Below are 21,328 nucleotides of genomic sequence, written 5' to 3' on the forward strand. Positions count from 1 at the left end.
TCACGCCCCCGCCTTGGCGGTGGCCAGGTCCGCGGGGGCCTGGTCAGCGGTGTCGTCGTGGTACTCGAGCTGCGCGCGCTTGTTGGCGATGAGGCCTTCGGGGCGGAAGCGCATGAGCAGGATGAGGGCGATGCCGAAGGCGAGGAGCTGGTAGTCCTGGAGGAAGGCCAGCTTCGCCGGGATCAGGAAGAGGAGTGCGGCGCCGAGGATGGGGCCGCGGATGGTGCCCATGCCGCCGAGGATGACGGCGGCGAGGAGGAACGCGGAGTTCGGCGGGACGGGCCCGGCGAAGACGTAGTTCTCGGGGACGACCGTGGTGTTGACGTGTGCCTGGACGGTGCCGGCGAGGCCGGCGAGGGTGGCGCCGAGGGCGAAGGCGATGAGCTTGACCTTGAAGCCGTTGATGCCCATGGCTTCGGCGGCGGTCTCGTCCTCGCGGATGGCGACCCAGGCGCGGCCGATGCGGCTGTTGCCGGCACGGGCGAAGACCACGACGACCAGTGCCATGACGAGCAGCATCAGGAAGTAGTAGTTGGCGTAGGCGCCGAGGGTGACACCGAGGACCACGTGGGATTCCCCGAAGTTCCACCCGAGGATTTCGAGGTGGGGGATGTTGGGGATGCCGTTGGGGCCGTTGGTGATGTCGGGGCCGGAGGTGCCGTCGAGGTTGCCCATGGCGATGCGGAAGATTTCTCCGAAGCCGAGGGTGACGATGGCGAGGTAGTCGCCGCGCAGGCGGAGGGTCGGCGCGCCGATGACGACGCCGAAGACGAGCGAGACGACGGCGCCGACGATGACCGCTGCCCAGAAGGGGAGGTGGATGCCGAAGGCGGAGGCGGTGCTGCCGGAGACCAGGGCGGCGGCGTAGGCGCCGACGCCGAGGAAGGCGACGTAACCGAGGTCGAGGAGGCCGGCGAGGCCGACGACGATGTTGAGGCCGAGGGCGACGGTCGCGAAGATCAGGATGTTGACCGCGATGAGCGTGTAGGTGTCGCCGCTCTGCTGGATGAAGGGGAAGGCGATCGCCGCGGCCGCGGTCCCGATGAGGGTGACCTGGCGGTTCTTCGCGGTGATGAGGCCGAGGCGGTCCTTGAGGCCGGACTTGGTCAGGGCGAGGGCTGCGAAGCCGACGGTGATCAGGTAGGCGACGAAGAGCTGCGGTTCCTTGTCATCGGTGTCGATGCCGAAGGTGATGACGAAGAGGCCGAGGGCGAAGACGGCGGTGATGATGAGGATTTCGGCCCAGGAGGGGAGCTCCTTGGCGGGGGCCGCGGCCTTGCGGGTGTCGTCGGGGAGCTTGTACGCGGCGAGTGCCGGGATGAGCGAGCCGACGAGGGCGACGTAGGCGCCGGGTTCGAGGTTGACGACTCCGCCGAGGACGACGCAGATCGCGAGGACCGTGAACCAGGTGGCGGCGAGGTTGCCGAGGGCCAGGAACCAGATGGCCTTGCGGGAGCCGGCGGGGGTGAGCCAGCGGAAGCCCTTGACGCCGAGCGCGGAGAGCGCGTGGGCGGCGGTGAGGGCGGCTCCGACGAGGGTGATCATCTGGAGGCCGGCGGGGCTGCCGTAGTAGGTCAGGTCGCCGGGGAAGTCGGCGGTCCAGGTCCACGCGAGGTAGGCGCTGACGATGGCCAGGAGGCTGCCGGCGATGACCGCGTAGAGGAGCGTGGTGGGGGCGGGGCCCTGCTTCACCGTGTCGGTCTGCGGGGTGGTGTTGGTGGTCATGGTTCTCACGCCCGATCCGTGACGCGCTGGCCGAGCAGGCCTTGGGGCCGCACGAGGAGGACGACGATGAGGAGGACGAACGCCCAGACGTTGGACCAGGCTCCACCGCCGAGCTGCGACATGCCGGGGATCTCTTCGATGTAGGCGATCGAGAGGGCTTCGGCGAGTCCGAGGACGACGCCGCCGACCATGGCTCCGTAGATGTTGCCGATGCCGCCGAGGACGGCTGCGGTGAAGGCCTTGAGGCCGAGGATGAAGCCCATCTCGAAGTTGATCTGGCCCTTGTCGACGCCGTAGGCGACGGCTGCGACGGCGGCGAACGCGGCACCGATGGCGAAGGCCATGACGATGATGCGGTCGGTGTTGATGCCCATCAGCTTTGCGGTGTCGGGGTCCTGCGCGGTGGCCTGCATGGCGCGGCCGCTGCGGCTCTTCTGGACGAAGACGCCGAGGGCGAGCATGCAGAGCGGGGCGAGGATGAGGACGAAGAGGTCCGCGCGCTGGATCGCCAGGGTGTCGCTGATCTTGAAGGCCGGGCCCGTGAACTCGGGGAAGCTGACGGCCTTCTTGGCGTCCGGGTAGAACTGCCAGACGAGCTGCTGGAGCGCGATCGAGAGGCCGATTGCGGTGATGAGGGGTGCGAGCCGGGGGGCGCTGCGCAGGGGGCGGTAGGCGAAGCGTTCGGCTGCGCAGGCCACGGCGACGGAGGTTATTGCACCTCCGACGATCATGACGGGTATCGCGATCAGCAGGGAGGTGCCGGTCGGGAGGATGGCGTAGGCGGTGAGCGCGCCGAAGCCGCCGATCATGAAGATCTCGCCGTGGGCGAAGTTGATGAGCTGGACGATGCCGTAGACCATGGTGTACCCGATGGCGATGAGGCCATAGAGAGCACCGAGGGCCAGGCCGTTGGCCAGCTGTTGCGGCAGTTCGTGCACCGCAGGGCCTCCGATGAGCGTGTCGGATAAGACTCCGCGCGAGGGCGCTGTTTGCGCCCTCGCGCGGCGTTGGTTCAGGTGTTACGGGTGGTGCTGGGTGCTACGGGCTTACTGGTTGAAGGTGTCGCTCTTGACGTCGATCCACTTGCCGCCCTCGACCTTGTAGACCGTGAGCTGCTTGTTGGTGGTGTCGCCGTACTGGTCGAAGGCGACCTTGCCGGTCACGCCATCGAAGGAGACCTTGGCGAGCGCCTCGACGACCGCGGCGCGGCCGTTGTCGGGGAGCTTGCCGCCGTTGGCGGCGGCGACGGCCTTGACGGCCTGGATGACGGCCCAGCCGGCGTCGTAGGAGTAGCCACCGTAGGCGGCGTACGGGTCCTTGTAGCCCTCGGCCTTGTAGTCCTCGATGAACTTCTTGGCGGTGTCGAGCTTCTCGACCGGGTAGCCGATGGAGGTGGCCAGGTCGCCCTCGTTGGCCTCACCGGAGGCGCTGATGAAGGCGGGGTCCTGGATGCCGTCGCCGCCCATGAGGGGGATGGTGGCGCCGGTCTTCTTGATCTGGTCGGCGAGCAGGCCGCCCTCGGGGTACTGGCCGCCGAAGTAGACGGAGTCGGCGCCGGAGGACTTGACCTTGTCGGCGGTGGAGGAGAAGTCGGTCTCCTTCACGGTGACGTGGTCGGTGCCGGCGACCTCGCCGCCGAGCTTCTTGAACTCGTCGGCGAAGATCGCGGCGAGGCCGGCGCCGTAGGTCTGCTTGTCGTCGACGATGAAGACCTTCTTCTTGCCGGCGTCCCTGAAGAGGTACTGGGCGGCGAACTTGCCCTGGACCACGTCGGTGGCGGCGGTGCGGAAGTAGGTGTCGAAGGGCCGCTTGAACTCGCCCTTGCCCCAGTTGTCGCCCTGGCTGAGCGAGGGGTTGGTGTTGGCGGGCGAGACCTGCGCCAGCTTGGCGGAGGCGAAGACGCCCTGCATCTGCTGGGCGACGCCGGAGTTCAGCGGGCCGACGACGCCGATGACGTCCTTGTTGCCGACGAGCTTGGTGGCGTTGGCCTGACCGGAGGCGGGGACCGCCTGGTCGTCGAGGGCCTCGACCTTGAACTCTATGCCCGGGACCTCGTTGTTCTTGTTGGCCGTCTTGGCCGCGAGGTCGACGGAGTTCTTGATGCCCTGACCGAGCGCGGAGAGCGAACCGGTGAGCGGGGCGTCGACGCCGATGACGACGACGGTCTTCTTGCCGCCGCCGTTGTCCTTGGTGCCTCCGTCGCGCGATCCGCAAGCGGTGAGGGTCAGTGCTCCCGTGGTGATCACGGTGGTGAGGACGAGCAAAGAACGGTGTCGCACGATTCTTCCTTTCCCTGGCGCGGCTCCCTCTGTCGAGGTGCCGTTAAGTCGCCGGGCCGCACTGGGAGGTCCACGGCCGTGCTGATTGCGCTCTGAGGCGCGGTGACTGGCCGTGACTCTAGGCCCGAGGTGGCGAGCACGGGGAGCGGCAAATGGATGATGTGACGCTCTTGTTATGCCAAGGCCAAGAATGTGTGGCGGGAGTGTGGACAAGCCGGACATTTGTGACGGCGAATAGTGTCCGCATCCTGAGAATTACCTGTTCGCCTAAGGGGCTTGAAGCCTCCATGCACCTGTCTTAGATCAAATTGAGCCGAATGTGGCCCTGTGTATCCGAAGGAATCCTCCGGGTTGCCCTTCTCGAGGGAAAAGGCGGATTCCATACGACATCGCCATTACTTTAAGTAATGTTCGGGGCGGTGTGTTCTCGCCAGATGGATCTTGTGGTGGGGCCGACATGGCCTCCGACCTGCGCTTCGGCCGGACGGGCGGGTCTGCCCGGAAGGCGGACAGTGCGCACGGGAATGCGGTGACCCGGGTCACGTCGGGGGTGGCTGGATCTCTGCGTTCCCGGTCGCACCGGCCTCTTCGGCGCAGCGCCGGGCCGTGAACCGGTCGATCAGCTCAAGTGCCTTGTCCCGCCCGCCAGTTCGCTCCTCGGCGCGTCCCGCGGCGACGGCGTCCTCGTGGATCGCGTACTGGCCGTTCGACAGACCCTTCTGCTCCCAGTCGAGACCGGCCCACCGGGAGCCCTTGAGGGTCTCCTTCGCCCAGTAGGACACGAGGGCCGTGCAGATCTGCGCGGGCGACGAGGGGGTGGCGGAAGGGGTCCCGGAGTCCGCCGCGGAGGGTGGCGCGGAGGACGAGCATCCGGTCAGGGCGAGCGCCGCGAGGAGGATGTGGGCGGCGTACCGGGCCGTGCGAGGCATGGTCCCCATGGGGGGACGGTAGGCGGTCACCATCGGTGACACAACAGATGGCGCGGGGAAGCGTGCGGACTGGCGGATTCCGGGCGGTTGCCGGGTACGGACCGGTCCGAGAACGGGCGCAGGCCCGGATCCGCCGCCCTGGGGGCGGGATCCGGGCCTGTCGGGTGGGGGGCGTCGCGGCCCGCGTCAGGCTCCCGCGGGGCCCTCAGGGGCCTCGGAGGCCCCGGCGGGGGCGCCGGCCACCTGGTCGACGTCGCGCAGCAGGCAGGTCAGGCGGGCGGTGCACACGCGCCGGTCCTGCTCGTCGCTGACCACGATCTCGTAGGTGGTGGTGGAGCGGCCGCGGTGCACGGGGGTGGCGACGCCGGTCACCGTGCCGGAGCGCACGCCCCGGTGGTGGGTGCAGTTCAGGTCGACGCCGACGGCGATCTTGGTGATGCCGCCGTGCATCATCGCGCCGATGGAGCCGAGGGTCTCGGCCAGTACGGCGGAGGCGCCGCCGTGGAGCAGTCCGTAGGGCTGGGTGTTGCCCATGACCGGCATGGTGGCCACGACCCGCTCGGCCGAGGCTTCCAGTATGCGGATGTCCATCCGCTCGCCGAGGTCGCCCGCCGAGAACAGCGCGGGCAGGTCGATGCCCAGGGCCGCGTACTCGTCGAGTACGTCCTGCGGAAACTTCACAGCGTGCTGCTGACCCATGGGCCGGCTCCGTTCGTCAACGCTCGTTAACCTGCTTGTGCTGAGGTCGTTCTATCAGGCGGGCTCGAACCGCACGACGACGGACTTGCTCGCGGGGGTGTTGCTGGTGTCGGCGGTGGAGTCCAGCGGGACCAGCACGTTGGTCTCGGGGTAGTACGCGGCCGCGCAGCCGCGGGCGGTCGGGTAGTGCACGACGCGGAAGCCGGGCGCCCGCCGCTCCACGCCGTCCTTCCACTCGCTGACCAGGTCCGTGTACGAGCCGTCGGCCAGGCCCAGCTCCGCGGCGTCCGCGGGGTTGACCATGACGACGCGGCGGCCGCCGGTGATGCCGCGGTAGCGGTCGTCGAGGCCGTAGATCGTGGTGTTGTACTGGTCGTGGCTGCGCAGGGTCTGCAGGAGCAGCCGTCCCTGCGGCACGCGGGGGTACTCCACGGGTGCGGCGGTGAAGTTGGCCTTGCCGGTCTTCGTGGGGAAGCGGCGCTCGTCGCGCGGGGCGTGCGGGAGCTGGAAGCCGCCGGGCCGGGCCACCTTGGTGTTGAAGTCCTCGAAACCGGGGATCACGCGGGCGATCCGGTCGCGGATCGAGGCGTAGTCGCGCTCGAAGTCCTCCCACGGGGTGGTGGAGGCGGGGCCGAGGACGGCGCGGGCCAGCCGGGCCACGATCGCGGGCTCGGAGAGCAGGTGGGGGCTCGCGGGGGCGAGGTTGCCGCGGGAGGCGTGGACCATGCCCATGGAGTCCTCGACGGTCACGAACTGCTTGCCGCCCGCCTGCACGTCCTTGTCGGTGCGGCCGAGGGTGGGCAGGATCAGGGCGCGCCGGCCGGTGACCGCGTGGGAGCGGTTCAGCTTGGTGGACACGTGCACGGTCAGGGCAGTGCGGCGGATCGCGGCCTCGGTGACCTCGGTGTCGGGGGTGGCGCCGACGAAGTTGCCGCCCATGGCGAAGAGGACCTTGGCCTTGCCGTCGCGCATCGCCTGGATGGAGCGGACCACGTCGTAGCCGTGCCCGCGCGGCGAGGTGATCCCGAATTCCTTGTCGAGGGCGTCGAGGAAGGCGGGCGCGGGGCGTTCGAAGATCCCCATGGTGCGGTCGCCCTGCACGTTGGAGTGGCCGCGGACCGGGCAGACGCCGGCGCCGGGGCGGCCGATGTTGCCGCGCAGCAGGAGGAGGTTGACGACCTCGCGGATGGTGGCGACGGCGTGCTTGTGCTGGGTGAGGCCCATGGCCCAGCAGACGATGGTGCGCTCGGAGGCCAGGATCAGGGCGAGGGCGCGCTCGATCTCGGGCCGGGTCAGGCCCGTCGCGGTGAGGGTCTCCTCCCAGCCGGCTTCCTCGGCGGTGGCCGCGAATTCCTCGTAGCCGTGGGTGTGCTCGCGGATGAAGGCCTCGTCGGTGGCGCCGCCCGCCTCGATGACCAGCTTGTTCAGGAGGCGGAAGAGGGCCTGGTCGCCGCCGATGCGGATCTGCAGGAACAGGTCGTTGAGGGCGGTGCCCCTGAGCATGCCGAGGGGGGTCTGCGGGTTCTTGAAGCGCTCCATGCCGGCCTCGGGCAGCGGATTCACCGAGATGATCTTCGCGCCGGCGGACTTGGCCTGTTCCAGGGCGGAGAGCATGCGCGGGTGGTTGGTGCCCGGGTTCTGCCCGGCGACGATGATCAGGTCGGCCTGGTGGAGGTCTTCGAGGGAGACGCTGCCCTTGCCGATGCCGATGGTCTCGTTCAGCGCGGAGCCCGAGGACTCGTGGCACATGTTGGAGCAGTCGGGCAGGTTGTTGGTGCCGAACTCGCGGGCGAAGAGCTGGAAGAGGAACGCGGCCTCGTTGCTGGTACGGCCCGAGGTGTAGAAGAGGGCCTCGTCGGGGGAGGCGAGGGCGGTCAGCTCCTCGGCGATGATCGAGAAGGCCCGCTCCCAGCTGACCGCCTCGTACCGGTCGGCGCCTTCCGCCAGATACACGGGCTGGGTGATGCGGCCCTGCTGGCCCAGCCAGTACCCGGAGCGCGTGGCCAGGTCGGCGAGGGGGTGCGCGGCGAAGAACTCCGGGGTGACCCGGCGCAGCGTGGCCTCCTCGGCGACGGCCTTGGCGCCGTTCTCGCAGAATTCGGCGGTGTGCCGCTTGTCGCCCTCGGGCCAGGCGCAGCCGGGGCAGTCGAAGCCGTCCTTCTGGTTGACCTTGAGGAGCGTGCGGGCGGTGCGGGCCACGCCCATCTGCTGCTGGGCGATCCGCAGGGTGTGCCCGATCGCCGGCAGGCCGGCGGCCGCGTGCTTGGGCGGTGTGACCTGCGGTGCGTCCTGTATCGGATCGCCTGTGGGCGGCTTGGTCGCCATCGCGCTCCCCTTCGAGCGTGCGTACGTATGCAGCACGTGTGGCCGCGTCCTTCGATCCTTGCACGGACCACGGAACGAGGGGAGAGCGGTCCGGGGCTCACCGGCCCTGGGCGGGTGCGCCGGGGGCGTCCGATGGGGTGGATGCGCCGGGGGAGGCGACGGGCCGGAATTGTCGGTGGGGGCGCCTAGGATCGGGGCGTGGCAGATTCAGCATCGAAGAAGACCGACCAGACGACCGCAGCGGACCGCCCCCGCCTGATGCTCATGGACGGGCACTCCCTGGCGTACCGGGCGTTCTTCGCGCTGCCCGCGGAGAACTTCACGACCGCGACGGGCCAGCCGACCAACGCCATCTACGGCTTCGCGTCGATGCTGGCGAACACGCTGCGCGACGAGGCGCCCACGCACTTCGCGGTGGCGTTCGACGTGTCCCGCAAGACGTGGCGGTCGACCGAGTTCCCCGAGTACAAGGCGAACCGCTCCAAGACCCCCGACGAGTTCAAGGGGCAGGTGGAGCTGATCGGCGAGCTGCTCGACACGATGCACGTGCCGCGGTTCGCCGTCGACGGCTTCGAGGCCGACGACGTGATCGCGACGCTGGCGACGCAGGCGGAGGCCGCCGGCTTCGACGTGCTGATCGTCACCGGCGACCGGGACTCCTTCCAGCTGGTGTCCGAGCACACCACCGTGCTGTATCCGACGAAGGGCGTCTCCGAGCTCACCCGGTTCACGCCGGAGAAGGTCGAGGAGAAGTACGGGCTCACCCCGCAGCAGTACCCGGACTTCGCGGCGCTGCGCGGCGACCCGTCCGACAATCTGCCGGGCATCCCGGGCGTCGGCGAGAAGACCGCAGCCAAGTGGATCACCCAGTTCGGGTCGTTCGCGGAGCTCGTGGAGCGTGCCGAGGAGGTCAAGGGCAAGGCCGGGCAGAACTTCCGGGACCACCTGGAGGCCGTCAAGCTCAACCGGGTCCTGACCGAGATGGTCAAGGACGTGGAACTGCCCAAGGCCCCCGCCGACCTGGCCCGCGTCGCGTACGACCGGACCGCCATGCTCGGTGTGCTCGACGTGCTGGAGATCCGCAACGCCTCGCTGCGCGAGCGGCTGCTCGCCGTGGACCCGGGCGCCGCCGAGGAGCCCGCCCCGGCTCCCGCGGCCAGTGTCGAGCTGGACGGGTCCGTGCTGGGCACGGGCGAGCTGGCGCCGTGGCTGGAGAGCCACGCGGGCGGGCCGCTGGGCATCGCGACCGTCGACAGCTGGGCCCTGGGCCAGGGCAGCATCAGCGAGATCGGGCTCGCTGCGGCCGCTGGCGCCGCCGCATGGTTCACGCCCGCCGAGCTGGACGAGGCCGACGAGCGGGCCTTCGCGGCCTGGGCCGCCGACCCGGCCAAGCCCAAGGTGGTGCACAACGCCAAGGGCCTGATGCGGGTCTTCCCCGAGCACGGCTGGAGCCTCGCGGGTGTCGCCATGGACACCGCGCTCGCCGCCTACCTGGTCAAGCCGGGCCGCCGGTCCTTCGACCTGGACGCCCTGTCCATGGAGTACCTGCACCGGGAGCTGGCGCCCGCCGCCGCCGACGGCCAGCTGGCCTTCGGCGCCGACGACACGGCCGAGGCCGAGGCGCTGATGGGGCAGGCCCGCGCGGTGCTGGACCTGGGCGACGCCTTCACCGACAAGCTCGCCGAGGTCGGTGCCGCGGAGCTGCTGCACGACATGGAGCTGCCGACGTCCGAGCTCCTCGCCCGGATGGAGCGGTCGGGCATCGCCGCCGACCGCGACCACCTGGAGGCCATGGAGCAGCAGTTCGCCGGCGCCGTGCAGCAGGCGGTGAAGGAGGCGCACGCGGCGGTCGGCCACGAGTTCAACCTCGGTTCGCCCAAGCAGCTGCAGGAGGTCTTCTTCGGCGAGCTGGACCTGCCGAAGACGAAGAAGACCAAGACCGGCTACACCACGGACGCGGACGCGCTGGCCTGGCTGGCCACGCAGACGGACCACGAACTGCCGGTGATCATGCTCCGCCACCGTGAGCAGGCCAAGCTGCGCGTCACCGTCGAGGGTCTGGTCAAGACCATCGCCGCCGACGGCCGGGTGCACACCAGCTTCAGCCAGACCGTCGCCGCGACCGGCCGGCTGTCCTCCACCGACCCCAACCTGCAGAACGTGCCGGTGCGCACCGACGAGGGGCGCGCCATCCGCCGCGGCTTCGTCGTCGGCGAGGGCTTCGAGTCCCTCATGACGGCCGACTACAGCCAGATCGAGCTGCGCGTCATGGCCCACCTCTCCGAGGACGAGGGTCTGATCGAGGCGTTCGCGACCGGCGAGGACCTGCACACCACCGTCGCCTCCCAGGTGTTCGGGGTGGAGCGGTCCGCGGTCGACGCCGAGATGCGCCGCAAGATCAAGGCCATGTCGTACGGCCTCGCGTACGGGCTCTCCGCCTTCGGCCTCGCCCAGCAGCTGAACATCGAGCCCGCCGAGGCGCGCGGCCTGATGGAGACGTTCTTCGAGCGGTTCGGCGGGGTCCGCGAGTACCTGCAGCGCGTCGTGGACGAGGCCCGGGCCACCGGATACACGGCGACGGTCTTCGGCCGCCGCCGGTACCTGCCCGACCTCAACAGCGACAACCGCCAGCGCCGCGAGGCCGCCGAGCGGATGGCGCTCAACGCCCCGATCCAGGGCACCGCCGCCGACATCGTCAAGGTCGCGATGCTGCGCGTGGACAAGGCGATCGCCGAGGCCGGCCTGCGGTCGCGGATGCTGCTCCAGGTCCACGACGAAATCGTGCTGGAGATCGCCCCGGGCGAGCGCGAGCGGGTCGAGGAGCTGGTGCGCCGCGAGATGGGCGCCGCCGTCGAGCTCCGGGCCGCGCTGGACGTGTCCGTGGGCGTCGGCCCGGACTGGGAGTCCGCCGCGCACTGACCCGCGTACGCGCACGCCCGTCCCCGCCGTAAGTCAGGCGGTGGGGACGGGCGTTCGCGTTTCCTCGTCCGTGCGGTCACGGTCGCGGTCGCGGCGGTGGAGCAGGCGTACGAGGACCCCGTACAGAAGCAGGGCCACGGCGAGGCCGGCGCCCGCGCCGAAGCAGACCGTCGGGATGATGTCGAACGGCGTACGGATCCGGTCGAAGAAGGTGTAGAAGCGGATCACGCGCATCGTGACCCCGGCCGCCACGCACACCGCGACGAGGGCGATCGCGCCCCAGACCTCCGCGCGGCCGAGCACCGGCACCGAGGCGGGGGCCGCGGAGTCGGGAAGGCGGCGCAGCGCGGTCGCCGTGAACCAGAGCAGCGCGCAGGCCGCGACCGCCGAACTGCCGTACTGGAGGTACGAGTAGAGGGGCAGGCCGAAGGCGAGCGGCTCGCCGAGCTCCGGCAGCGCGTTCGTTCCCCAGCGGTCGATGTGCGTGAAGCTGTCCCACACCACGTGGGTGAGGGAACCGGCGACCGCCGATACGTAGAACCAGGCGGCGAGCGCGGGCAGTCGGCGACGCCCGCGCCACTCCTCGCCCCGTACGAAGGCGTGGACCCTGCCCTGCCGGCCGCGCGGCAGGAGCGCGATCAGCGGCTCGCGCAGCAGCAGCCAGCACCCCACGAGGACGGCGGTGAGCACGGCGTCCAGCGTGAACACCCCCGCCAGGGAGTGCGTGAAGCTCCCGTACGCCATGACGCCCTCGACGATCGCGTCAGTGAAGTAGAAGGTGTCCGGCGCGAACGAGCCGAGGACCAGTGCGGAGGCGACCAGGGGGCCCCGTGCGCGCCCCGTCCGGCGGACGGCCGGAAGTACGGCAGCCGCATGGCTGAGAGTGAACGGCATGGCACCTCTCCTGGTTTCCGTGGACGTTCCCGTGGATGTTCCTTACTTCGGGCCAATGCGCCCGAAGGGTCCCGACAGTATGCGTGACCTGCGCGCGGACGTGGCGATGTGGTGAATTCCGGCCCATCGTCCGTGCCCCTTGCAGGGAGTTGACATAGGGTCACGCGGACGTCGAGGGGGAGGGGTCCGGCTCATGTCGGCTCGAATAATCGGACGCAGGCTGCGCAGGGGAGCGACGGCCGCCGTGATCTCCGCACTGGTGGTCGCCGCGGTGACCGCCTCGCAGGGTCCGGCGGGTGGGCACACCGACCGGGCGGCCACGGCCGGCGAGGCCGGTCCGCAGCCCGTCCCGGCGGACGCGCCCGGCGGGGACTCCGCCTACTTCACCGAACTCCCGCCGCTCGTGAGCCCGCAGCCGCCGGCCGTGCTGCCGGACGAGGCGCAGCCGACGCCGCCACAGGCCCCGGCGACGCCGGACGTGGCGCCGGCCGCGGCCGGGACCGCACCGGTGGAAGGCGCGCAGGGGATACCGGCGACCGTGCTCGCGGCGTACCTGCGCGCGGAGCGGACGGTGGGGCAGAGCGACCCCGGCTGCGGCCTGCGCTGGCAACTCCTCGCGGCGATCGGCAAGGTGGAGTCCGGGCAGGCGCGCGGCGGCCGGGTCGACGCGGCCGGGACCACCCTGCGGCCGATCCTGGGGCCCGTCCTCGACGGCAACGGCTTCGCGAACATCTCGGACACGGACGGCGGCGCCTACGACGGCGACACCAGCTACGACCGGGCGGTCGGGCCGATGCAGTTCATCCCCTCCACGTGGGCGGCGTGGGGCCAGGACGCGGACGGCGACGGGCGGCGCAACCCCAACAACGTGTACGACGCGGCCCTCGCGGCCGGGCGTTACCTGTGCGCGGGCAGCCGCGACCTGCGGGTGGACGCGGACCTGGACCGGGCCGTGCTCTCCTACAACCGATCGGCCGAGTACCTGCGCACGGTGCGGTCCTGGTTCACGTACTACCTGAAGGGGACGCACGAGATCCCGGACCGGCCCGGTACGGGACCGGGCACACCCACGCCGCAGCCCCCGAGTTCCACCCCGAAGCCAACCCCGACGCCGGAGCCGACTCCGAAGCCAACCCCGACGCCGGAGCCGACTCCGACGCCTACGCCTACGCCGGACCCGAAGCCCACCCCGACGCCTACGCCTACGCCGGACCCGACCCCGACGCCCACGCCGACGCCGGACCCGAAGCCCACCCCGACGCCTACGCCTACGCCGGACCCGAAGCCCACCCCGACGCCTACGCCTACGCCTACGCCGACCCCGACGCCTACGCCGACCCCGACCCCGACCCCGACCCCTACGTCGACCCCGACGCCGGACCCGAAGCCCTCGCCGACCCCGACGCCCACGCTCACACCCACGCCGACCCCGACGCCTGGCTCGTCACGCACGCCGAAGCCTGCCGCGTCGCCGTCCTCCACCCCGGCGGTGCCCCGGCCGACCCCCGGGCAGCACACCTAAGCCGTGTCTTGTGGATCAAGCCGGCTCGCGGATCGAGGCTGGGGTCAGTTCGTGCAGCCGGGAATCGACCCGACGGGCCGGCAGTTGTTGGGCGTGTTCTCGACGATCCGGCTCCTGACGAGGGTCAGGGAGCCGCCAGAGGGTCCTTGCCAGACGCCGCCGCCGTTGAGCGCGATGTTGCGCCGCACCTTTGTGTCCGTCAGCGTGGTGGTGCCGTCATTGGCGATGCCGCCACCCGTTTGGCCCGCGCGGTTGTCCGCGATGGTCGTCGAGGAGATGTTCAGCGGAGCGCGGTCGTTGTAGATTCCGCCGCCCTGCTGGAAGGCGCGGTTGTCGTCGATGTGCGAGTTCTTGATGGTCGTGGAGACCCCGGCGGTGAAGAGGCCGCCCCCCAGCTCCGTGGCCTGGTTTCGCACCAGTTTGGTCTTCTGCAGCAGGGTGGTGCTTCCCGGCCCGTTGTAGATGGCACCACCCCGCTGGGCAGCACTGTCCCGCACGACGCTGTTGTACATCTCAAGGGTGCTGCTCTGGTTCACGAAGATGGCGCCCCCCTGGTTCGCCGTGCTGTTGGTCACGGTGCTGTGCTTGAGGATGAGCGTCCCTCCGTCCGTGGGCAGGTAGGTGCCGGCGTAGTCGAGATAGCCGCCGCCGGTCGCGGTGACACCCTCGACGGTCAGGCGCCCGCCGGGGCCGTCGATCTGAGCGATGCGGAAGCCCTCGGTCGCGTCGGGATCCCGTCGGATGGTGGTCTTGTTCCCCAGCAGCGTGACGGTGCCCGTGATCAGGGGCAGGGCGTTGGGGCCGAGACCGCCGGTCGACGCGGGAGTGAGGACGTTGTAGACGCATTTGGGTGCGAGCCGGATGGTGTGCGGTCCGGTGTTGTTGTTCGCGGCGATGATCGCGTTGTTGAGGGCGGTGACGTCGCACGGAATGGCCGCCAGGGAGGTCGCGCCCGCGGTGCTGCCGAGACTGAGCGCGGCCACGAACGGCACAGCCAGGGCCACGGCCTTGAGCTGACGTCTGTGCATCACTTCTCCGATCGCCATGTGTAATCATTTGATTACAGTCTGTTGCTGATCAGTGTTCCATGGGGTGGGCGTCCCGCCGTGCGCAACGCGACGGTGGGTGTGCCGGCGGACGCCGAGGTCCCCCCAGGCGGCCCAGCGGTGATCTGCGGCTCGAACGGTTCTCATCTCGCCCCCGCGTTGCTACGGTGCCCCATCTCTGACGCCTCATCAGATTTCGGAGCCCCGGCATGCGCGCATTCGTCGCCGCCGCCATCGGCCTCGCGGCCGCGCTGGCCCTCGTGTTCGCCATCACGGCGTTCGGGGTGCCCGAAGGCGAGACCTCACCCAAGCCCCTGCTCACCACCGCGCCCCCCGCGCCCGGAAAGTAGAGGAGGCCCGGCCATGCGACGCAGAGCGAGCCTCGTCCTGCTTGCCCTCGCCGTGTTCTGCGCGGCCCTCGCACCGCTGCTGCGCTGGTACGCGTACCCCCGTCTCGCCAAGATCCCGCCGAGCCAGTACCAGGAGATGGTCCTGGAGGCGAAGGACGCGACCCTCCTCGACTACACCGGCGGCATGCAGCCGAAGAAGGTCGACAAGGTCACGATCGTCCAGACCCTCAAGGGCAACGTGGAGGCGTCGAAGGAGATCGAGTCGAGCGCCGGCAAGGACGTCGTGGTCTGGGACACGCTGTCCTACATCATCGGCCCCGACGGCAAGATGGTCTCCCAGATCCCCGAGCGCTACATCTTCGACGCGCACACCCAGGACCCGGTGCACGCCACCGGGGAGATGGTCGACGGGGACCCGGTCAAGCGCGAGGGCATCGAGTTCAAGTGGCCGTTCTTCACCGAGCCGCGCGACTACCTGTACTTCGACGCGCAGACCCGCACCTCCTCGCCGATCCACTACGTCGGGCCGCGCACGTTCAAGGGCATGGACGTCTACTACTTTGAGCAGACCATCCCGTGGACCAAGGTCGCGATGCCGAAGAAGATGCCGATCGAGGGCATCGACCCGGCGACGATCGAGGCGGCCACCGGCACCACCCTCTGGTACACCGCCAAGGTGAGGTTCTGGGTCGACCCGGTGACGGGGGCGCCGGTCAACGCCGAGCAGGACATCCAGCAGGAGATGCGCGGCGGCATCGCGGCGGGCGGCCCCGACGGCAAGCTGACCGCCTTCGCCGGGCACGTGACGATGCGCGAGGACTACTCCGACTACACGGTCGAGCTGGTCAAGTCGAACCGCATGAAGGTCCTCGCGCTGCACACCTACGCGCCGATCGGCCTGGGGACCGGCGGGCTCGCGCTGCTGGGGCTGGCGCTGTGGCTGGAGGCCCGCGGCCGCCGCGTGCGGGAGGAAGGGCAAGGGCAGGGGGAAGGGATCAGCGTCTGAGCCGGGCGTTGGTGTGGCGGGTGGGCTCGGCGGTCGCCGGGTCCTCCGGCCAGGGGTGTTTGGGGTAGCGGCCGCGCAGCTCGGCGCGGACGGCGCGGTAGCCGCCCTGCCAGAAGGAGGCCAGGTCGGCGGTGACGGCCGCGGGCCTGCCGGCGGGCGACAGCAGGTGCACCAGCACCGGTACGCCCGCCACGCGCGGTGTCTCGGCCAGCCCGAACAGCTCCTGGAGCTTCACCGCGAGCACCGGCTGCTCGGCGGAGTAGTCCACCCGGATCCGGGATCCGCTGGGCACTTCGAGGCGCTCCGGAGCCAGCTCGTCCAGCCGGGCGGCCTCACCGGTCGCCCACGGCAGCAGCCGGTTCAGGGCCTGCCCGGCGTCGATCCGCCCGAGGTCCGCGCGACGCCGGGCCCGCGACAGCTCGGGCTCCAGCCAGTCGTCGGCCCGGTCCAGCAGCGTGCCGTCCTCTTCCACGGCGGGCCACGCGCCGCCGAGCGTCCGGTGCAGGAAGCCCAGCCGGGCCCGCAGCGCCTGCGCGTCCGGGGACCAGCGCAGCAGGCCGAGGCCCTCGTCGCGCAGCCCGTCGAGCAGGGCGGCCCGCACGAGCGCCGGGTCGGGGGTGCGCAGGGGCCGTACGGCCAGCTCGATCGCCCCGAGCCGCTGCGCCGCGCGGGCGACCACGTCGCCGTCCTCCCAGTGCACCTCCTCGGTGTCCGTGCGGAGGTGTGCGGCGGCGGCCCGGGCGGTCTCCTCGTCGATGACGGCGGCCAGCCGGACCCGTGCGGAGGCGGAGTGGGGGGCGCGGTCGGCGACGGCGACGGCCAGCCAGGGTGCGCGGCGCAGGCCCGAGCCGTCGCCGAGCTCGGCCGCGGTGCCGGAGGCCATGAGGAAGGCCCCCTCGCCCTTGGCCTTGGCGACCCGCTCGGGGAACGCGAGGGCCGCGATCAGCCCGGCGGCGCCATCGTCGGGTGCCGCGCCGCTGCCGGGGCTCCGCCCCGGACCCCGCGCCTCAAACGCCGGCGAGGCTGAAAGACCGGGGCTCCGCCCCGGACCCCGCGCCTCAAACGCCGGCGAGGCTGAAAAGACAGCCCCCGCCGGGTCCGGGGCGGAGCCCCGGGACGGGGGGCTGGGGGCGGAGCCCACAGTTTCGGGAAGGGGCGGGGTGGGGGAGAGCCCAGCAGGGTTTCGTTCCGCGGCGGCGCGCTCCAAGCGCCTGGCCTCCGCCCGCCAGCGGGACACGTAGCCGTCGCCCCCCGCGCGGGCCCGGCGCCAGGCCGCGGCCAGGTCGTCCCCGTACTCCCGCGGCGGCTCCTCGCTCAGCAGGGCCACCACCTCCGCCGCCCGGCGGGCACCGAGCGCGGCCGTGCCGTCCAGCAGCGCACGCGCCAGCCGCGGGTGCAGCCCCAGCCGGGCCATCCGCAGCCCCCGCGCGGTGGGCCGCCCGGCCGCGTCCACCGCGCCGACGGCCACCAGCACCTCGCGCGCCGCCGCCATGGCTCCCGCCGGCGGCGGGTCCGGCAGCGCCAGCCCGGCCGCGTCCGGGTCGCCCCAGCACGCGGCCTGCAGGGCGAACTGCGCCAGGTCGGCGATGCGGATCTCCGGCGACGGGAACGCGGGCAGCCGGCCGTCCTCCGCCTCCGTCCAGCAGCGGTACACCGCGCCGGGCGCCTCGCGCCCGGCCCGTCCCGCCCGCTGGCGCCCGGCCGCGCGGGACGCCCGTACGGTCGCCAGCGCGCCCAGCCCCCGCGCATGGTCCACGCGCGGCTCGCGGGCCAGCCCCGAGTCCACCACCACGCGCACCCCGGGGACGGTCAGGCTCGACTCCGCGACGGCCGTCGCGAGGATCACCCGGCGGTGGTCCGAGGCCGTCAGCGCCGCGTCCTGCACGGCGGCCGGGGCCCGGCCGTGGACCTGGAGCACCTCCGCGTCCACCCCGCCCAGCTGCCCGGCGACCCGGGCGATCTCCCCGACTCCGGGCAGGAAGCACAGGACGTCGCCCTCGCGCTCCGCCAGGGCCCGCCGCACGACCGAGGCCACGTGGGTCAGCTGCGCCGGATCGACCCGCATCCCGTGCGGGGGCCGCACCGGGCGGGCCGGCGGGGCCCAGACGGTCTCCACCGGGTACGAGACCCCCGCGGCCTCCACCACCGGCGCGTCACCCGGGCCCCCGTGACCCAGGACCCGGGCCCACGCGGCGGCGTCGGTCGTCGCCGAGGCCGCCACGAGCCGCAGCTCGGGGCGCAGGTTCTCCCGTACGTCGAGGAGGAAGGCGGCGACCGTGTCCGCGTCCAGGTGCCGCTCGTGGCACTCGTCCAGGACGACCACGTCCACGCCGGCCAGCTCCTGGTCGCGCTGGAGCCGCTGGAGCAGCACTCCGGTGGTCACCACCTCCACCACCGTGCCGGGGCCGGCCACCCGCTCGCCGCGCACCGTGAAGCCCACCGAGCCGCCGACCTGCTCGCCCAGCAGCCAGGCCATCCGCCGCGCGGCGGCCCGGGCGGCGATCCGCCGGGGCTCGGCGACGACGACCCGGCGGCGCGGCCCGCCGCCCACGAGACCCGCGAGCACCAGCGGCACCAGGGTGGTCTTGCCGGTGCCGGGCGGGGCGCAGAGCACCGCGGTGCCGTGGTCGTCCAGTGCGGAGACGAGCGCGGGCACGGCCTCCCGTACGGGAAGGGAGTCGAGGGCGGCCTGGCGTATCAAGGGATCAGTCCCTCTCGCACACGAAGATCGCCGTACCGGGGATCAGGTTGCCGCGCAGCGGGGACCAGCCGCCCCACTCCTGGTGGTTCCACTCGGGCCACTCCGGCTCGACCAGGTCGAGCAGGCGGAATCCGCCCGCCACCACGTCGCGGACCCGGTCGCCGAGGGTGCGGTGGTGCTCGACGTACACCGCGCGCCCCTCCTCGTCCTGCTCCACGTACGGGGTGCGGTCGAAGTAGGAGGCGGCGACGGACAGCCCCTCGGGGCCGGGCTCGTCGGGGAAGGCCCAGCGGACGGGGTGGGTGACGGAGAAGACCCAGCGGCCGCCGGGGCGCAGGACGCGGTGCACCTCGCGCATGACGGTGACGGGGTCGGCGACGAAGGGGACGGCGCCGTAGGCGGAGCAGGCGAGGTCGAAGGAGCCGTCCCGGAAGGGGAGCCGCCCGGCGTCGGCCTCGACCAGGGGGACGTCGTCGCCGATGCGCAGGGCGTGCTGGAGCTGGCGGTGGGAGAGGTCGAGGGCGACCGGGCGGGCGCCCCGGGCGGCCAGCCAGCGCGAGCACTGGGCGGCGCCGGCGCCGATCTCCAGGACGTCCTTGTCCTTGAGGGAGGCGGCGGGGCCGAGGAGGGCCGCGTCCGCCTCGTCCAGTCCTTCGGGGCCCCAGACGAAGCGGTCGTCGCCGAGGAAGGCGCCGTGCTCGCTCTGGTACTCGTCGGCGTTGCGGTCCCACCATCCGCGGCTCGCCCGGCTGCTCTCCGCTTCCCCCGCGTCACGCCGTGTGGCCTGGGCGTCTTCCACGGAGCCCGGATCGGCTCCGTTTGCGTCTTCGGAGGCGTAGTCCTCTTGGTTCATGGGGCCCGTCGTCGTAGTCTGCGAGTGTCTTCGGAATGTGGCAGGAAGCGTCATGAAGGTGCTCCCGCCCAGAAATTGTGCCGGTTATGCGGCGATCCGCCCGGGGTGTGCGCCTTCGCGCATTGACCCTGTCCGGCTGCCCCCGTATGCTACAAGTTGCGCTGCGAGCCTGTGCTCCTCAGACCTAGCAGGCTGCGCTTGTATTTGTTGAGGTCCCCTCGGTTTTCGAGGCCCCTCCGCATCTGCGGAATGGGGGTCTCCTTGGCTGTCCGGCTTCGGCAGATGCCGATAAGGGCTCCCGGCGTAGCAGTACCTACGACTTTCTGTCCGTAACCGGAGCCCTTTCCCACATGACGAGCAGCACCGAGACCACCGCCACCACTCCGCAGGTTGCGGTCAACGACATCGGCGACGCGGACGCGTTCCTCGCGGCCATCGACGAGACGATCAAGTACTTCAACGATGGCGACATCGTCGACGGCGTCATCGTCAAGGTTGACCGGGACGAGGTTCTCCTCGACATCGGTTACAAGACCGAAGGTGTCATCCCGAGCCGCGAGCTCTCGATCAAGCACGACGTCGACCCGAACGAGGTCGTCAAGGTCGGCGACGAGATCGAGGCCCTGGTTCTCCAGAAGGAGGACAAGGAAGGCCGCCTGATCCTCTCGAAGAAGCGCGCTCAGTACGAGCGTGCCTGGGGCACCATCGAGAAGATCAAGGAAGAAGACGGCATCGTCACCGGTACCGTCATCGAGGTCGTCAAGGGTGGTCTCATCCTCGACATCGGCCTCCGCGGCTTCCTGCCGGCCTCTCTCGTCGAGATGCGTCGCGTCCGCGACCTCCAGCCCTACGTGGGCAAGGAGCTCGAGGCGAAGATCATCGAGCTGGACAAGAACCGCAACAACGTGGTCCTGTCCCGCCGCGCCTGGCTCGAGCAGACCCAGTCCGAGGTTCGCCAGACGTTCCTCACCACCCTGCAGAAGGGTCAGGTCCGCTCCGGCGTCGTTTCCTCGATCGTCAACTTCGGTGCCTTCGTGGACCTGGGCGGCGTCGACGGTCTCGTGCACGTCTCCGAGCTGTCCTGGAAGCACATCGACCACCCGTCCGAGGTTGTCGAGGTCGGCCAGGAGGTCACCGTCGAGGTTCTCGACGTTGACATGGACCGCGAGCGTGTCTCCCTGTCGCTGAAGGCGACGCAGGAGGACCCGTGGCAGCAGTTCGCCCGGACCCACCAGATCGGTCAGGTCGTCCCGGGTAAGGTCACCAAGCTGGTTCCGTTCGGTGCGTTCGTCCGCGTGGACGAGGGCATCGAGGGTCTGGTCCACATCTCCGAGCTGGCCGAGCGCCACGTGGAGATCCCGGAGCAGGTCGTCCAGGTCAACGACGAGATCTTCGTCAAGGTCATCGACATCGACCTTGAGCGTCGCCGGATCTCGCTGTCGCTGAAGCAGGCCAACGAGTCCTTCGGTGCCGACCCGGCGTCGGTCGAGTTCGACCCGACCCTGTACGGCATGGCCGCGTCTTACGACGACCAGGGCAACTACATCTACCCCGAGGGCTTCGACCCCGAGACCAACGACTGGCTCGAGGGCTTCGACAAGCAGCGCGAGGCCTGGGAGACCCAGTACGCCGAGGCGCAGCAGCGCTTCGAGCAGCACCAGGCTCAGGTCATCAAGAGCCGCGAGGCCGACGAGGCCGCTGCTGCCGAGGGTGCTGCCGCCCCGGCCGCCAGTGGTGGCAACGCCGGTGCGGGCATCTCGGGTGGTTCCTACTCCTCGGAGTCGGACGAGACCTCTGGCGCCCTGGCGTCGGACGAGGCCCTGGCCGCGCTCCGCGAGAAGCTGGCCGGCGGCCAGAGCTGATCGATCGCAGCGCGCATCGCACTCCGGTGTGAGCAGAGCTGAACTGCGTTGAACGGTAAGGCCCGTCCCCTTCGGGGGGCGGGCCTTACCGCGTTTTGTCACCACCGATGCCGCGCCGTCGCGCCTCGGGCCCTGGGTTGTCCCGTGATGCCGCAGCGTCCCGTGATGCTGTGTTTGTCCCTTGATCCGTTGATTCCGGTGAATGCGGCCAACTGGGG

At 71.0% G+C, this 21,328-nt stretch carries 15 protein-coding genes; 5 read left to right on the top strand and 10 right to left on the bottom strand.

Annotated features, from left to right (window positions below; translation table 11 throughout):
* From OG534_RS27590 to OG534_RS27615, 6 genes are all read right to left on the bottom strand, one after another.
* Complete coding sequence (locus OG534_RS27590; RefSeq protein ID WP_326593887.1) at positions 1–1,725, bottom strand: branched-chain amino acid ABC transporter permease; 1,725 nt, start codon at positions 1,723–1,725, stop codon at positions 1–3.
* Between the two features lie 5 nt (positions 1,726–1,730).
* Positions 1,731–2,663 carry a branched-chain amino acid ABC transporter permease gene (locus OG534_RS27595; RefSeq protein WP_326591535.1) on the bottom strand — a complete coding sequence of 311 codons (933 nt, stop codon included), beginning with the start codon at positions 2,661–2,663 and terminating at the stop codon, positions 1,731–1,733.
* 108 nt (positions 2,664–2,771) lie between these two features.
* A complete protein-coding gene (locus OG534_RS27600; RefSeq protein WP_326591536.1) occupies positions 2,772–4,004 on the bottom strand; it encodes a branched-chain amino acid ABC transporter substrate-binding protein in 1,233 nt (410 codons plus the stop codon).
* Between the two features lie 539 nt (positions 4,005–4,543).
* Positions 4,544–4,942 carry a hypothetical protein gene (locus OG534_RS27605; protein ID WP_326591537.1) on the bottom strand — a complete coding sequence of 133 codons (399 nt, stop codon included), beginning with the start codon at positions 4,940–4,942 and terminating at the stop codon, positions 4,544–4,546.
* A 177-nt stretch (positions 4,943–5,119) separates the two neighbouring features.
* Complete coding sequence (locus tag OG534_RS27610) at positions 5,120–5,632, bottom strand: hotdog fold thioesterase (protein WP_326591539.1); 513 nt, start codon at positions 5,630–5,632, stop codon at positions 5,120–5,122.
* Between the two features lie 54 nt (positions 5,633–5,686).
* Positions 5,687–7,957, bottom strand: a complete 2,271-nt coding sequence (locus tag OG534_RS27615; protein WP_326591540.1) for an FdhF/YdeP family oxidoreductase — start codon at positions 7,955–7,957, stop codon at positions 5,687–5,689.
* 198 nt (positions 7,958–8,155) lie between these two features.
* On the opposite strand from OG534_RS27615, the gene polA reads away from it, so the two are divergent.
* The gene (gene polA, locus OG534_RS27620) at positions 8,156–10,876 is read left to right on the top strand and encodes a DNA polymerase I (protein ID WP_326591541.1); all 2,721 of its coding nucleotides are present in this window, start codon (positions 8,156–8,158) and stop codon (positions 10,874–10,876) included.
* A 33-nt stretch (positions 10,877–10,909) separates the two neighbouring features.
* Here the strand turns inward: polA and OG534_RS27625 are convergent, their stop codons facing one another.
* A complete protein-coding gene (locus OG534_RS27625) occupies positions 10,910–11,770 on the bottom strand; it encodes a DUF4184 family protein (protein ID WP_326591542.1) in 861 nt (286 codons plus the stop codon).
* Between the two features lie 193 nt (positions 11,771–11,963).
* On the opposite strand from OG534_RS27625, the gene OG534_RS27630 reads away from it, so the two are divergent.
* Complete coding sequence (locus OG534_RS27630; protein ID WP_326591543.1) at positions 11,964–13,292, top strand: lytic transglycosylase domain-containing protein; 1,329 nt, start codon at positions 11,964–11,966, stop codon at positions 13,290–13,292.
* 44 nt (positions 13,293–13,336) lie between these two features.
* Here the strand turns inward: OG534_RS27630 and OG534_RS27635 are convergent, their stop codons facing one another.
* Positions 13,337–14,338 carry a hypothetical protein gene (locus tag OG534_RS27635; RefSeq protein ID WP_326591545.1) on the bottom strand — a complete coding sequence of 334 codons (1,002 nt, stop codon included), beginning with the start codon at positions 14,336–14,338 and terminating at the stop codon, positions 13,337–13,339.
* A gap of 209 nt (positions 14,339–14,547) precedes the next feature.
* Between OG534_RS27635 and OG534_RS27640 the strand changes: the two genes are divergently transcribed.
* The gene (locus tag OG534_RS27640; protein WP_150256957.1) at positions 14,548–14,688 is read left to right on the top strand and encodes an SPW_0924 family protein; all 141 of its coding nucleotides are present in this window, start codon (positions 14,548–14,550) and stop codon (positions 14,686–14,688) included.
* 13 nt (positions 14,689–14,701) lie between these two features.
* Positions 14,702–15,694, top strand: coding sequence for a DUF3068 domain-containing protein (locus OG534_RS27645; protein WP_326591548.1), 993 nt, complete (start codon positions 14,702–14,704; stop codon positions 15,692–15,694).
* On the opposite strand, the gene OG534_RS27650 is transcribed toward OG534_RS27645, so the two are convergent.
* Entirely contained in the window at positions 15,684–18,395 is a 2,712-nt protein-coding gene (locus OG534_RS27650; protein WP_326591549.1) for an ATP-dependent RNA helicase, read from the bottom strand. The two genes, OG534_RS27645 and OG534_RS27650, sit on opposite strands and share 11 nt — an antisense overlap.
* Positions 18,396–18,399: 4 nt before the next feature.
* A complete protein-coding gene (locus OG534_RS27655; protein ID WP_326591551.1) occupies positions 18,400–19,248 on the bottom strand; it encodes a class I SAM-dependent methyltransferase in 849 nt (282 codons plus the stop codon).
* Between the two features lie 350 nt (positions 19,249–19,598).
* On the opposite strand from OG534_RS27655, the gene rpsA reads away from it, so the two are divergent.
* Positions 19,599–21,110 carry a 30S ribosomal protein S1 gene (gene rpsA / locus OG534_RS27660; protein WP_326591553.1) on the top strand — a complete coding sequence of 504 codons (1,512 nt, stop codon included), beginning with the start codon at positions 19,599–19,601 and terminating at the stop codon, positions 21,108–21,110.
* The last annotated feature ends 218 nt before the right edge of the window (positions 21,111–21,328 follow it).

The organism is Streptomyces sp. NBC_01294 (assembly GCF_035917235.1).
GTDB lineage: Bacteria > Actinomycetota > Actinomycetes > Streptomycetales > Streptomycetaceae > Streptomyces > Streptomyces caledonius.

Coding starts and splice junctions, on each gene's coding strand:
- OG534_RS27590 (WP_326593887.1), bottom strand. CDS start 1,725: ATGACCACCAACACCACCCCGCAGACCGACACGGTGAAGCAGGGCCCC.
- OG534_RS27605 (WP_326591537.1), bottom strand. CDS start 4,942: ATGGGGACCATGCCTCGCACGGCCCGGTACGCCGCCCACATCCTCCTC.
- OG534_RS27610 (WP_326591539.1), bottom strand. CDS start 5,632: ATGGGTCAGCAGCACGCTGTGAAGTTTCCGCAGGACGTACTCGACGAG.
- OG534_RS27615 (WP_326591540.1), bottom strand. CDS start 7,957: ATGGCGACCAAGCCGCCCACAGGCGATCCGATACAGGACGCACCGCAG.
- OG534_RS27625 (WP_326591542.1), bottom strand. CDS start 11,770: ATGCCGTTCACTCTCAGCCATGCGGCTGCCGTACTTCCGGCCGTCCGC.
- OG534_RS27630 (WP_326591543.1), top strand. CDS start 11,964: ATGTCGGCTCGAATAATCGGACGCAGGCTGCGCAGGGGAGCGACGGCC.
- OG534_RS27635 (WP_326591545.1), bottom strand. CDS start 14,338: ATGGCGATCGGAGAAGTGATGCACAGACGTCAGCTCAAGGCCGTGGCC.
- OG534_RS27640 (WP_150256957.1), top strand. CDS start 14,548: ATGCGCGCATTCGTCGCCGCCGCCATCGGCCTCGCGGCCGCGCTGGCC.
- OG534_RS27645 (WP_326591548.1), top strand. CDS start 14,702: ATGCGACGCAGAGCGAGCCTCGTCCTGCTTGCCCTCGCCGTGTTCTGC.
- OG534_RS27655 (WP_326591551.1), bottom strand. CDS start 19,248: ATGAACCAAGAGGACTACGCCTCCGAAGACGCAAACGGAGCCGATCCG.
- rpsA (WP_326591553.1), top strand. CDS start 19,599: ATGACGAGCAGCACCGAGACCACCGCCACCACTCCGCAGGTTGCGGTC.